Raw genomic sequence first — 14,297 nt, 5'->3', positions numbered from 1 at the left:
TCTTGAAAACCCGTCCCAAACTCTGGTTGGGGCGCGTACACTCAGTCGCGAGGCGCCCACCATGCACTCTCGCGTGTTGATCCTGGCTGTCGGTGTGTTGATGTTGGCTGGCTGCCGCAATCGTCACCTGGCCAAAGATCAGCAGCATCAGGCAGTGGACCTCGCCTTCAAGCAGTACGAGCAGGATTGTCCCGCCTCCGCGACGGCTGGCAATCCCGCAAAGATGCGGGAGTGCCAGGCTGAGCATGACCACGCCATCCGCGAGTTCCAGAAGATGCAGGCAGTGGAGCACGGCGATTGCGACAGGCCATCGGCGAGCAGGCCGGCCGTGAGCGACTCCCGATAACTCTGCTTAGCGGATGCGGGGATCGCTTGCCAGCTTGCGACAGTCGCTTCTGTCCGGTTTCAACAGAGTCCGTCTCACGTCGACTGTGTCGTAAATCGTCGCGCAACAAAGCTTTATGAACCGGGTCCAGAGACAAACTGCAAAAGCTCTCGCGCACTCAAACTAGGCAAGTTGACGGAGGTTGATGGAGTGCATCGCTTTGGAGTTTGGGCGCCTAAAGCCCAGAAGATGTCCCTGCAGTGGAGCGACAAGGTTTTGCCGATGGAGGGTCCCAGCAAGCGTGGCTGGTGGACCCTGGAGGTTCCGGAGGCAGAGTGTGGAGATCGTTATGCCTTTCTGTTGGACGACGACCCACAACCGTACCCCGATCCGCGCAGCCTGCGGCAGCAGGACGGTGTGCATGGTCTTTCTGAACTGTACGACCATAGCAAGTTCGAGTGGCACGACCAGCTATGGCGCGGCGCTCCAAAGACCGGTGCGGTGATCTATGAGCTGCACGTCGGCACGTTCAGCAAGGAAGGCACTTTCGACGGGGCCATTCCCCACCTGCAGTATCTGGCTGAACTTGGAATCACCCACGTGGAAGTGTTGCCTATCGCCGGGTGGGCCGGCAAGCAGGGCTGGGGCTACGACAGCGTGGCCCTCTTCGCCACGCACGAGCCCTATGGCGGCCCCGATGGATTCAAGCGCTTCGTCGACGCCTGTCATGCGAACGGCCTCAGCGTCATTCTGGACGTAGTCTTCAACCACTTTGGACCGGTTGGCAACTACACGACCAAATTTGGCAATTACCTGAACGATGACCGGAAGACGCCCTGGGGTCCAGCCGTGAACCTGGACGGTGAAGGTGCGGACGAGGTACGTCGCTTCTTCGTCGACAGTGTGCTCATGTGGCTGAAGGATTACCACTGCGACGGGCTGCGATTCGACGCGGTTCACGCCTTCATCGATCTCTCCTCGGTTCACTTTCTTGAGCAAATCTCGACAGAGGTAGAACGGCTCAGTTCCACGTTGACGCGAGAGTTTTTCCTGATCGCAGAGAGTGACCTGAACGACCCGCGGATCATCCGGTCGCGCGAGGCCAACGGCTACGGCATGGACGCGCAGTGGAGCGACGACTTTCACCACTCGCTCTTCAGCCTGCTGTACACACCCGAGAAGGGCGAAGCGGGCTACTACGCTGACTTCGGAGAGTTAGCAGACCTCAAGAAGTCGCTCCAGCAGAGCTATGTGTATGACGGAAACTATTCCGACTTCCGCAAGCGGAAGCACGGCCGTCCACCAAGCGGCCTGTCCGCGCACCATTTCATCCACTTCGACCAGAACCACGACCAGGTCGGAAATCGTGCGAAAGGCGAGCGCATTGAACATCTCGTCGGCCTGGATGCTGCCAAGGTCTCGGCAGGTCTGCTGCTCACTGCGCCGTATGTCCCCATGTTGTTTCAGGGAGAGGAGTGGGCTGCTTCCACGCCATTCCTGTATTTTGCCGACCACGAGGATGAAGAGCTTCGCAAGCAGGTCGCCGAGGGTCGCCGGCAGGAGTTCGCCGCATTCGGTTTCGGCGACGACGTGCCGGATCCCGAAGATCAGGCGACGTACGAGGCTTCAAAGCTGAACTGGGACGAAGTAAACGAGGGCAAGCACGCTGAGATGCTCAACTGGGTCAAGAGCCTCATTCGGTTGCGGCGCAGCCATGTGTGTCTGAATGACGGAGACTTGAACCACCTTCGCGTTTCCTGCGATGAGGACCAGCGCGTTCTCGTGTATCAGCGTGAGGAGGCACGAATTACCGCAAACCTTGGAAGCAAGCCGTATTCCTTCACCTTGTTGGAGGGCGAACGGCTGACTCTCGTGTCCCGGGAAGGTCTGACGGTGCAGAACAACTCCCTCGATCTGCCTCCCATGACGTTCGCGGTGTTTATGTCTTCCCGGCAGAGCTTCGAGGACCGCGAAGTTGCGAGCCGCGGCAAGCCGTAATTGCCCGCACAGGTCACCGTGTCAGCACCCAAGCAACGAGCCCGCATTCACGCGGGCTCGTTTGCTTTGAGTGATGAGAGCGCGCTACTTGCTGCCGCTCGGGACGATGCCGTTCATACGCAGGTATTCCACCATCTGCCCATAGTGGTCGTAGCCATGCGCAACACCGAAGGCAGCCAGCGTCGCAGGTGTATGCATGCCATCGGCGCCTTCGATCGCGGTAAAGGCATTGGCATTGGTCACGGTACCGATCTGGGTATGCGCGAAGGCAAAGCTCTGCTTGAGCGCAGCGACGATCTCTTCCTTGCCGCTCAGCTTGCTCATGGCTTGCATGTCCACGGGCGGCTTGGTCTTGCCCAATGTCGAGTAGAAGTAATAGTTGGCGCTGATAAGGTGCGTCGCCTGCTGTGCGAACGTACGCACCCCGTCGAACTTCGCCGGACTGCCGGTCGCAAAGTTTGCAGTGCTGGGAGCAAAGCCGTACTTCTCCGCCGGCATCGCCTCCGCCGCACGAATCACCTGCACCTCCAGTTGCGTTAGCATCACGTCCAAAGCCGCAGCCGGCGCGATCGCCTTCCCTGCATCGGCAGCCGTGTAGGTGTCTTTGTAGTCCCGCTGCTGTGCGGGTGCAGTTACTGAGAACAGCGCCAACGTTCCTGCCAATACACATCCGATCCGACACATAACTTCTCTCCTGTACTGCCGTTGAGCCGATTCCCCGTTGCGCGACGCCTTACTTCCGTTCGTCGTACCACTTGCTCAGGTCCACCTTGAACTGCTTCAGCGCGTCCACATTCAGGTACACCATGTGCCCCGCCGGATAATACCCGAACTCCACGTTGCCCTTGATGGCCTCGGGCAGACTCATGTGGCCCAGGTCCCATTCCGTTTCGTAGAACGGAGTTGCCAGGTCGAACCAGCCGTTCGCGCTATACACCTTCAGGTGCGGATTCTTTCGCAGGGCGTCCGCCAGGTCGACCGCGGTATCAGGCACAGCCTGCGCCTGCCCCCGGCTTCCTGCTGCCTTGTGCTTCCACTCCCACGCTTCATTTACGCCAGGACCGCTTAGGTAGAACGGTTCCTCGCTCATGTACTTCAGCTCGCGCTGAGCGTAGTCATGGAAAGCAGCCACATACGCTCCGCTGATGCCCGTATCCGACGGGTCATAGCCAGGATTCTCCCCGGCAGCGTCGAAATCATAGCCGAGAAAGCGAGCATCATAGCGACCCATGGTGCGCTCCTGATCGCGCAGCAACTCCTTGCGAAATCGGGATGGGTCAATGCGCAGCTTCGCCTCCTTCAGCCACTGCACGCTCAAACCGGTGAAGCCGGAAAGCTTCGCCGCGATGTCGTTCATCTGTGCTGCGGAGAGGCGGTCACCCTGCGCCAGCGCAGGCATGTAGACGGTGCGGTCGAACTCGCGGGCCTGCTCCACAAACTGCTCCAGCGTTCCCGTATGTGGCACCTTGTTCTGGTACCAGGCAATCGCGGCATAGCTCGGCAGGTACACCATGCTGGTCAGGTCATAGCCCGGCGTGCGAACACCGTAGTTCAGGATGGAACTCAGCAGCACCACACCGTTGAACTCGAGTCCGTCGTCCTGCAGCGAGGCGACCAGCGCTGCCGATCGCGGCGTTCCATAGCTTTCGCCAAACAGGTACTTCGGCGATGCCCACCGCTGCGTGTGCGTCAGGTACTTGACGATGAACTTGTGAAAGGCCGCAACGTCCTGGTCGACTCCGGCAAAGTCCTTGACCTTTCCCGTGCCGACCGCGCGGGAGTAACCGCACATCGGTGCATCGATGAAGACAAGGTCTGACTTATCCAGAAGACTTGAATCGTTCGGCACTACTTTGAACGGCGCAGGACCGGTCGGGTTTGGGGATTCCGTAACCACCCTCACCGGACCGAACGATCCCATATGGAGCCACAGCGACGCCGCGCCGGGGCCGCCGTTGTAGAAGAAGGTGACTGGCCGGGTGCGAGGGTCGGCACCATCCTCGGTGTAAGCCGTGTAGAAGATGCTTGCGTTCGGCTTGTCCTTCTCGTCCGCAATCAACAGGTTCCCGGCCGCCGCGGTGTAGTGAATCGTCCGTCCGTTCAGCAGAAGATCATGTTTCGTCGTGCTTGCAATTTCCGCGGGCACCGGTAGCGGCTTTTCCCTGTTCGCATCGGTGGCCTTGCCGGGTTCATCCGGATTGGGCTGCTGTCCAAAGGCCACATGCCCCAGCAGCATGGATCCAGCCAACAGGCCGCACAACATAGGGCGGCGGGAACCGCTTCGCATCACAGGCAATCTCCACAACTAGAAAGGTTTGCGCTCAGTGTCTCGCACGCGGTGCACTGACGCAAACACCATCAGCGCAATCCTCCTCAGCTTTGGCAAATACCCGCTTCCCTTGCAGCCGCTGTCCATCCGGCGTTTCGTGCAGTATGCTCCACTCACCGTCTGACCGCACGTAAATCACCAGCCTGAATGGCTCGGGTGTTCTGCCTATGACTTTGTCCCGCTTTGGCCTTGCCATCTCTCTGGTCCCGCTTGCCCTGCAGGGGCAGACTTCTTCGGCTCCGTGCACCGGTCTTTGCCAGCAACAGGTGCAATGTCCGTCTGGCGGAACTACCAGCATCAGCGGCACGGTGTATGCGCCCAACGGCACCGATCCCATCCCGAACGTTACGGTTTACATTCCGAATGCAGTGGTCGGTGCTTTTCCCGCGGGCGTCTCATGCCCGGTACCCGGGGCTCTGCCATCCGGATCGCCGCTGGTGGGTACATTTACCGCCCCGGACGGAACCTTCTCGATCGGCAACGTCCCGGTCGGCACCAACATCCCTCTGGTAATTGTTGCCGGCAAGTGGCGTCGCCAGATCACGATCCCGCAGACAACCGCCTGCACGAACACCGTAGTCAACGGGGCCCGCTTCCCCACCAATCAGACAGAGGGCGATATCCCCAAGTTCGCGGTGCTGACCGGCAACGCGGACCAGGTAGAGTGCGTACTGCGCAAGGTCGGCATCGCGGACTCGGAGTTCACCGACGGAGGCGGATCGGGACGCATCCAGGTCTTCGCTGCCGCAAACGCGCCCGGCGCTACCATCGACGCCGGGACCACCAGTGCCGCGACGCTGCTCGGCAGTCAGACCACGCTGAATGGGTACGACGTGCTGATGCTGCCGTGCGAAGGTAACGCGTTCAACGAGCCTGCCGCGCAACTCAGCAACCTTGTCACGTACGCGAACGCGGGTGGACGCGTTTACGCAAGCCACTACGCCTACGAGTGGATGTATCACAACCCACCCTTTGACACCGTTGCGAACTGGCGCGGGGCCAGCAGCTCACTCGCGAACGGCCCAGCGACGGTCAATCCCAACTTTGGCAGTGGCGTGACCCTGACCCGTTGGCTATCGCTGGTGGGAGCATCCAGCACGCCTGGACAGATCGACCTGCAGACCACCAGGAACGATCTGAATGGAGTGAACCCGCCCACCCAGGTGTGGCTGACATTGAACTCCACGAACAACGTGATGCAGTTCACGTTCGCCACTCCGGTCGGACAGACCAACAATCAGTGCGGCCGCGTTCTGTTCAACGAGTACCACGTGGAGAACACCGGTACCTCGCGCGGCAAGACCTTCCCGACCGAGTGCGATACCGCGACGAGCATGACTCCGCAGGAGAAGCTGCTGGAGTACAGCCTTTTCGACCTGTCCAACAACGGCGGCCCGGCTACCATCGCACCAGCCTCAGCCGACTTCGGTAATCAGGCGGTGGGCTTCGCTTCCGCCGCGAAGACTTTCTCGATTACCAACAACTCGGTCTTCAACTCAAGCTTGACTACCGCCAGTACGACGGGTGACTTCTCAGTGGCCGGGAACACGTGCAACTCCGTTCCGGCTGGCTCCACATGCACCCTTAGCGTCGTGTTCACGCCCACGGCGTTGGGCGCCCGAACCGGAGCCCTTTCCGCTACTTTTGCCGGAACTTCTCTTGCCGCAACACTGACCGGCACCGGCGTCCAGGCTTTCGGAACTTCAGTGACTTCGCTCAACTTCGGCAACCTGGACGTTGGCGCGTCGGCCACCCAGGCCATTCAGATCACCAACCAGGCACCCGGTCCGCTGCCGTTCCCGTCGCTGGCTGTTTCCGGGGACTATCACACGTCCACGGATTGCCCCACCACCCTGCCCGCGGGCGCGACCTGCAACCTGTACGTCACCTTTACTCCCACGGCATCCGGAACTCGTAGTGGCTCGATCGCGCCGGCCGTCGGCGCGTCGATTACGCTTACCGGCAATGGCGTCGACTTCTCGGTGGCGTTTCAGCACAACAGCGATTCCGTGTTCGCCGGCCTCAGCGATCCGAACGTGATCAACCTAGCAGGCATCGCCGGCTTTAGCGCACCCGTAACGCTCACCTGTACCAGCACGGTGCCGGTTTCTAGTTGTTCTCTTACGGGCGCCTCCACCCTGGCGCTCTCTGCACCGGTGTCGGTCCAGAGCTCCGTCAGCACCGCGTCGCAGTACACGCTGGTCGGCTACGGTCACACATCTCTCTGGACGGCCCTGGCCGCTGCGCTTTCGGTTGCAGGGCTCCTGCGCCTGCGTCGTAAGTATCCGGAACTCGCCCGGTTGGGCATCCTTTGCGTGGGCTTGTGGTGTACCGCTTCCTTGTTGTCCGGCTGCTCGGGAAAGATCCCCAACCAGAACTCCGTCTACACACCACCGGGAGCGTATACCGTGACCCTTACCGCCAGTGACGGCTTCCTGACGCACAGCAGCACTTACCAGCTCACGGTGAAGCAGCACTAGGCAGAAGCAACAAGGCGCAACGGATTAAGGCACCCGTTGCGCTCCGCATTTAGCGACAGGCCGAATTGCCCGCCGTCGCCATGGTCAGGAAGGTGATGCTCGCAGGTGGAAGCGAGACCGTACCTTGTTGGGCGGCAGTGCCTTTCATCTCCGGGAGCGCACCGTCCGGTGCCGCCGTCAGCTTCTGTCCATTCAACATCACGACCGAGCTGAACAGATCGCGAGAGGTCAACGTGTACCGCTCCGCTTTGGTTGGAACGTCCAGAGTTTCCGCCGCCTCGCGACTGGTATTCAGGGCAACGACCGCCACCCCACCTTTGCGGTCGCGCAGGCATTGCGCATACACATACAGCGAAGCGGTCGAAGGCACGCCGGGGTCGAGCACCTCTGTTCCCATCAGCCGCTTCCAAAGCACGGCGGCCCAGTAGTTCGGCCGCGGGTCGAGTGTCGTCGGATCGAGGAACGCGTAGTCGCTTGCCGCCAGCGTGTTCTGCATGACTGTCTTCACGTCTCGCTGCGCCAACGACCCAAGCTGATTGACAAAGCGGAAGGTATCGGCAAACTGCGAGGACCATGGATCCCCACCACATCCTGCCTCTCCGGTTTCGGTCAGCCACACCTCTCTGCCCGGCAGGGATGCATTGCGAATCTTCGCGTAGAAGTCGTAGACCGTCACGTTGCGCTGGAACCAATCGTTCGTCAGCACCACGTCGGGCTTGGTGGCGTTCGCTCCAAGGCAGCGGCTGGAAGCCGTGGGATAGAAGTGGTACGAGAACACGTCGTAGATGGGCCCGCTCGCCGCCATCAGATCATGGGTGTCCAGCATGCGAATGCGCAGACTGACGGGGGTGCCCGCTGGCGCAAGCTGCATGTCCTCTCCTACGCTACCTGGCCCCAGGTACCGTGTATCGGGCGCCTCGCGCTTCAGGAACTCGCCGAAGGTTTTCGCGTCGGCCCCGTACTGCGCGGCGTTGTAGCCCTTCGGGGCTCCGCCAATGTCGGGAAACGTCGGCTCATTCATAAACTCGGTTGCGGCAATATGGCCGCCCATGGTCTTTGTCGCGGCGAAGAATTTCTTCGCCTCCGAAGGCGTCCAGTTCCCTTCCGCATCGCGAGTTCCGGCGCTGACTGCCACAGAGGTCACAAGGTCGGCCTCCACCGCTCGTGCGAAGTCGATCACGCCCTTCCACTCCGCGCGCGTCATCACACCGTTGTAGCCGGCCGGTGGCGTCTGAGCTGGCGGTTGATCGTCATCCTGAAAATAGGTGAAGTTCCGCCACGTACCGCTCACGCGCAGGTACGACGGCCCGAGCGCTGCTGCCAGCTTTCGCAGCTTGGGATTCGAGAGATCGATCGGCGGCCTGTATTCATACAGGCTTGGGTCCATCGCTCCGGGCGTGTTCGTGGACTGCTGCGTCTCTTTGGCTGTGCTTCCGTACGGCTTCCAGAAGCGTCCACCGGTCACCTCAACCGCTTCGATGTTGTACGACACAAAGCGCGGGCTCACCTCTGCGATTGCTTTCATCGTGCCGGGCTGCAACTTCGTCTGGCCAAGCGCGACTGCAGCAAAGCCGATCGCTGCCGGCATACATAGAAGTCTTACGGTGTTCATCAGAGCGGAGCCTCCAGAGCACAGCGAGTATAGGGTCCGGCAGGTACAGTTGCGAATATCGTTGCAAACCTCGCTGACACCGCCTTGATCGCCACTGCGCCGTCGCGCTTCGCGGGCCAGCCGAATGCCATCTCCTCTACACTGCCAGCTATGGCTTTGCGTCTTTCTCTTCTTGCGGTCGCAGCATGCGTCGCTCAGGCGTCCTTGAGTATGGCCCAGGCTGCTCCGGACAGCGGCATCAATCCAGTAGCGAACTCAGCAGCCGTCGTTTCGGCCGGAGACGTTCGATTCACCGTGCTTACACCGCAACTCATCCGGCTTGAGTCGAGCGCAGACGGGCACTTCGTTGATGATGCGAGCTTCATCTTTCTCAATCGGAATCTTCCCGTGCCCGCGTTTCAGAAGAAGATCACGGCGCGCGAGGTGACGATCGACACGGCGGACCTGCACCTGGTCTATCGGCCGGGCGACGGCGAAGGCTTCACCGCCCAGAACCTCGGCATCACGCTCAAGCTGGACGGCCATCCGGTCACCTGGCACCCCGGCATGGCGACCACCGGCAACCTGCTGGGCACAACGCGAACGCTGGACGGCGCGCAGGGTGCGGAGCACCTTCGCGAGCCGATCGGCCAGGGCCTCGTCTCGCGCGAAGGCTGGGCCGTGGTCGACGACAATGGTCCACTCTTTGACTCCGTCGCGTTCAGCACCACGCACGACGCGACAACCCAGCCGTGGGTGAAGCCCCGTCCGGCGACGGAGCGAAGCGACCTGTACTTCTTCGGGTACGGCCACGACTACAAAGCCGCGCTCGGCGACTACGTTCGCGTCGCCGGCCGCATCCCCTTGCCGCCGCGCTTCGCCTTCGGCGCGTGGTGGTCCCGCTATTGGGCCTACACCGACCAGGAGCTGCGCGACCTGGTCAACGGCTTCCATGAAAACAACCTGCCGCTCGACGTCTTCGTCATCGACATGGACTGGCATAAGACCTTTGGACGTCATTTCGACGAGCAGGACGCCTCGGGCCACAGCAAGGGCTGGAGCGGCTATAGCTGGGACAACACGCTCTTCCCTGACCCGAAGGACTTCCTAACCGAACTGCACGACCAGGGCCTAAAGGTCACGCTGAACCTGCACCCCGCCAGCGGCGTACAGCCGTGGGAAACGGCGTATCCGGAGTTTGCGCGCAAGATGGGCATGGATCCGGCGAGCGGCAAATACGTTCCCTTCGACCTGACGAACCGCACCTACGCTCTGAATTACATGGACCTCTTGCACCATCCGCTGGAGCGAGAAGGCGTCGATTTCTGGTGGCTCGACTGGCAGCAGGAAGGCAAGACGCAGGTTGCAGGCGTGAACCCGACCTGGTGGCTCAACTACATCCACTTCACCGACCAGGAGCACGAGGGCAAGCGGCCGCTGCTTTTCCATCGCTGGGGCGGGCTCGGCAATCACCGGTACCAGATCGGCTTCTCCGGCGACACCGTATCGGTCTGGGACTCGCTGGCCTTCCAGCCGTGGTTCACCGCCACTGCAGCCAACGTGGGCTATGCCTACTGGTCGCATGACATCGGCGGCCACATGCCGGGCAAGGTCGATCCGGAACTCTACGCCCGGTGGATTCAGTTCGGCATCTTCAGCCCCATCCTGCGCACGCACACGACCAAGAATCCTGAAGCCGAACGCCGCGTGTGGGCTTATCCCGAGCCATTCAGCGATGTGATGCGCAGCGCTTTCCAGCTTCGCTATGCCATGCAGCCCTACCTGTACACCGAAGGCCGTCGCACCTATGACACGGGCGTGGCATTCGATCGTCCGCTCTACTACGACTACCCGGAAGCAGCCGAGGCATACACCTCAAAGAACGAGTACATGTTCGGCGACAACATGCTCGTTGCCCCGGTCACAACCCCTGCCAACACGCAGACGGGCCTGTCCACTGAGCACATCTGGCTGCCCAAGGGTGAATGGATCGAGTGGTCCACTGGCGCGCACCTGCACGGACCGGTAGCGGTGGACCGCAGCTACGCCATCGAGCAGTTGCCGGTCTTCGTCAAGCCAGGAACCATCCTGCCGATGCAGCCGCCCATGCTCTACACCGGGCAGAAGCCGGTGGATCCACTGATCCTTACGGTCTTCCCGCTCGCCGACGGACAGACTGTGAGCTACAGCGTGTATGAGGACTCGGGCCATGCAGAGGACTACCAGAAGAACGTAGGCACCGCGTGGACCGATGTGAAGGTGCAGCAACACGGCGAAGAGTTGACCGTCAAGGTCGCTCCCGTTCGCGGCAGCTACGACGGCATGCCCCGGCAGCGTCGCCTGGAGCTGCGTCTGCCCGGCGACTTTCCGCCCGAGTCGGTCACGGTCAACGGAACGCCTCTCACGTTCACCTTGAAGAGCAATGGCCCGGGCTGGCGATTCGACGGCAACACCCTCACCACCACGGTGCCGACCGAGGCCATCGACGTGCAGAACGGAGCCACCATCACGGTGCGCCGTGCCGCGGGTTCGCTAGGCCGCCGCAAACAACTGGACGGCTTTGCTGGGCGCGTCGAGCGCCTGCGCATGGCATATGACCAGCTCTCGGCGGATTACCCGACTACCGCAGCCGTGCCAGACACAGTGACCGCAGCAATGCAGACCGGGGATCGCATCGGCTACCACCCGGAGACGGCCGCGGCCGAGCTTCGTGACTTCGCGAAGCACTACGCGGAGGCTCTGGCGGCAACGGATCGCATGATCGCCGACAGCAAGCCTGCGACCAAGTCCGTCTCGGGTGCGCCAGCCGCCCCCGCCGACGCGGATCGCGACCGGCAGCATCAGCAACGCATCGAGCACGCCCATGCGGACCTGACGGCAGCGCCGTAGGGTCGTCTGCAACTCACGCGATCGGAGGGAGCCGCGAGGGTCCATCCCGCTGCTCCCTCTTCAACAGAACTTCTTCCGTCGTGCCCAAGGTGCCCATGAAACGTATTCTCGTCTCGCCGGTCATCGCCATGCTGGTCTGCGTTGCCGCTTCCGCCGTGGCGCAGCGCAAGCCCGGCTACCTGTACGACGAAGAGAAGATCGCGCCCTACACGCTGCTCGATCCGCTGTCGCTGGCCAGCGGTCAACGTGTGACCAGTGCTGCGCAGTGGAACACCGAACGGCGCCCGGAACTGCTGCACCTCTTTGAGCAGGATGAGTTCGGCGTCACTCCCACGGCTGCCAAGAACGCCGTCATGCACGCCCGGGTGCTGAAGCATAATGAGCATGCGCTGGGCGGCACCGCAATCCGCGAGCAGATCGAGCTTACCTTCGATCCAGCGCCTGGCGTCGCCGCGCCACCAACGGCAGCGCACTCGCTTCGGCTGCTCCTCTACGTTCCGGCGAACGCGCATCACCCCAGCCCGCTGGTGCTGGGACCCAACTTCGGCGGCAACAGCAGCGTGGTCGATGACCCCGGCATCCAGCCCACCGCGGTTTGGAGCCGTCCCGCGCAGGGTGCCTCTCCCGCGCCTGCCCCACCTCCTTCGTCCGCGCGCGGTAAGGATGCCGAGCGGTGGCAGATCCCTCTTCTGCTCAGCCGCGGCTACGCAATAGCCACGTTCTACTACGGCGATCTCGAACCGGACTTGCCCGGCATGGCCGAGTACAGCGTCCGCCGACTCTACAGCACGGCTGCCGACCTCGAACAGCCGCACGCCTGGGGTGCTCTCGCAGCATGGGCATGGGGCCTGAGCCGATGCCTCGACTACCTGCAGCTTGACCCGCTGATCGACGGCAGCCACGTCGCCGTCACCGGTCACAGTCGGCTGGGCAAGGCCGCGGATTGGGCCGCCGCGCAGGACACGCGCTTCTCCGCGCTGCTCTCCACGGAAAGTGGTCACGGCGGGCAGACGATTCAGCGCCGCGGCCTGGGCGAGACCGTAGCCCACCTTGCAGATTCCTTCCCGTACTGGTTCGCTCCGGAGTACGCGCGCTGGAAGGGCCATGATGCCGAGATCCCGGTGGACGGCAATCTTCTGCTATCGCTCATCGCCCCGCGCCCGCTGTATGTTGCCTCCGCCGCAGGCGACGAGTGGTCGGACCCTCACGGCGAATTCCTGTCAACGCAAAGTGCGGCTCGCGTTTATCGTCTCTTTGACGCAACCACGGTCAGCCCCGACGGTCCAGCACCAGCCGTCGACCAGCCCGTCGGCCTTGAGACCCATTTGGCGTATCACGACCGCTCCGGACCGCACGACGTGCGCCGTTACGACTGGGAGCAGTACCTCCGGTTCCTGGACAGCAACTGGGGCAAGCCGGCCGAAATGCCGACGGTGCCGCCTACCGGCTTGCCGCCTAGACAGATCGACCCGGCGCCCGCCAGCACAGCTACCGTCGACGAGTGGCGCCGGCGCATGGACCAGGCGCTGTACATCCCCTCACCGCTTCCCAGCCCCGCTGTCGAGGCCTACAGCACGGCCGAGATCGCGGACGGCGTAACTATCGAGCGCATCAGCTACCAGACCGCCTACGGCTTGCGCGTGCCTGCGGTGGTGTACCGCCCCGCCCGCCGACCACCCGGACGCATGCCCGGCATTGTCGTCGTGAACGGTCACGGTGGCGACAAGACAAGCTGGTACGCCTTCTACACCGGCGTCCTTTACGCGCGTGCAGGCGCGGTGGTGCTCACCTACGACCCCATTGGTGAGGGCGAGCGCAATGACGACCACCGGGACTTTACGCGAGAGCACGACGAACTGATCCCGTCACCCGGCAGCATGCCCGTTCGACTCGGCGGCCTCATGGTCACCGACGTGATGCAGGCGGTCAGCACACTCACCGTAAGGCCGGACGTCGACCCCTCGCGCATCGGGGTCATGGGCTTCTCCATGGGCAGCTTCATCGCTTCCCTTGCCGGCTCGGCGGACCCGCGGGTCCACGCGCTGCTGCTGGTGGGCGGCGGCGACCTGGACGGCCCGGACGGCTATTGGGACAGCGGACACGCGGTGATGTGCCAGGCCGCGCCCTACAAAGCGCTGCTGCCTGTGCTGGGCGATCGCGGTGCTGCCCTCTTTACGCTCTCCGCGCGGCGTGGCGACACCTTCATCGTCAACGGCACGGCGGACGCAGTCGTCGCCATCCCGACCCACGGTGCCGACTTCTTCAACGATCTGCGGCAGCGCGTCGTGCGCCTGAACGGATCGGAGCGCGGCGTCTTCACCACCTTCTTCGATCCGGGCGCGGGTCACCGGCCGTCCTGGATCACCCCGTCCGCTGCAGGCTGGCTGAACCAGGAGCTTCACTTTCCTGTGTGGCAGGGCAAGGACGTGCGTTTTTTGCCGACGATCCGTATCAGCGAATGGGCGCAAGAGGTTCGCTTCGATCTGGGCGAAGCCGCTAGCCATGACAACAGCGATGGCGGTATCCAGGCCATTGCAGCACAGGTGCCGCGCCTCACAGCAGACCAGCTCGATGTGCTGCCCCGGGAAAAGTGGCAGGCGAGAAAGGCGGACTTTGTGTACAGCAGCTGGCTGCAGAGGGCCTCCGCCGCTGCCGCTGCGGCCAGCCGTCCCTGATCGCAGAACC

8 protein-coding genes are annotated in these 14,297 nt (G+C 62.5%); 5 read left to right on the top strand and 3 right to left on the bottom strand.

The window, feature by feature from the left end:
• Positions 1 to 61: 61 nt before the first annotated feature.
• Positions 62 to 346, top strand: a complete 285-nt coding sequence (locus tag OHL12_RS04625; protein ID WP_263412657.1) for a hypothetical protein — start codon at positions 62 to 64, stop codon at positions 344 to 346.
• A gap of 189 nt (positions 347 to 535) precedes the next feature.
• Complete coding sequence (treZ, locus tag OHL12_RS04620) at positions 536 to 2,323, top strand: malto-oligosyltrehalose trehalohydrolase (protein WP_263412656.1); 1,788 nt, start codon at positions 536 to 538, stop codon at positions 2,321 to 2,323.
• Positions 2,324 to 2,407: 84 nt separating this feature from the next.
• On the opposite strand, the gene OHL12_RS04615 is transcribed toward treZ, so the two are convergent.
• Both OHL12_RS04615 and OHL12_RS04610 read right to left on the bottom strand, forming a co-directional pair.
• Positions 2,408 to 3,007, bottom strand: a complete 600-nt coding sequence (locus tag OHL12_RS04615; RefSeq protein ID WP_263412655.1) for a DinB family protein — start codon at positions 3,005 to 3,007, stop codon at positions 2,408 to 2,410.
• A gap of 49 nt (positions 3,008 to 3,056) precedes the next feature.
• Positions 3,057 to 4,610, bottom strand: coding sequence for a S10 family peptidase (locus OHL12_RS04610; protein ID WP_263412654.1), 1,554 nt, complete (start codon positions 4,608 to 4,610; stop codon positions 3,057 to 3,059).
• Positions 4,611 to 4,819: 209 nt separating this feature from the next.
• Between OHL12_RS04610 and OHL12_RS04605 the strand changes: the two genes are divergently transcribed.
• A complete protein-coding gene (locus OHL12_RS04605; RefSeq protein ID WP_263412653.1) occupies positions 4,820 to 7,132 on the top strand; it encodes a choice-of-anchor D domain-containing protein in 2,313 nt (770 codons plus the stop codon).
• Positions 7,133 to 7,181: 49 nt separating this feature from the next.
• On the opposite strand, the gene OHL12_RS04600 is transcribed toward OHL12_RS04605, so the two are convergent.
• The gene (locus tag OHL12_RS04600) at positions 7,182 to 8,744 is read right to left on the bottom strand and encodes a hypothetical protein (RefSeq protein WP_263412652.1); all 1,563 of its coding nucleotides are present in this window, start codon (positions 8,742 to 8,744) and stop codon (positions 7,182 to 7,184) included.
• A 210-nt stretch (positions 8,745 to 8,954) separates the two neighbouring features.
• Here OHL12_RS04600 and OHL12_RS04595 point away from each other — a divergent pair, with 210 nt between their 5' ends.
• Positions 8,955 to 11,612, top strand: coding sequence for a glycoside hydrolase family 31 protein (locus OHL12_RS04595; RefSeq protein WP_263412651.1), 2,658 nt, complete (start codon positions 8,955 to 8,957; stop codon positions 11,610 to 11,612).
• 95 nt (positions 11,613 to 11,707) lie between these two features.
• Positions 11,708 to 14,287 carry a glucuronyl esterase domain-containing protein gene (locus tag OHL12_RS04590; protein ID WP_263412650.1) on the top strand — a complete coding sequence of 860 codons (2,580 nt, stop codon included), beginning with the start codon at positions 11,708 to 11,710 and terminating at the stop codon, positions 14,285 to 14,287.
• The last annotated feature ends 10 nt before the right edge of the window (positions 14,288 to 14,297 follow it).

The sequence above is a fragment of the Terriglobus aquaticus genome (assembly GCF_025685415.1).
GTDB lineage: Bacteria > Acidobacteriota > Terriglobia > Terriglobales > Acidobacteriaceae > Terriglobus > Terriglobus aquaticus.
The sequence above is the reverse complement of the archived record's forward strand: the minus strand, read 5'-3'. Positions and strand labels throughout refer to the sequence as shown.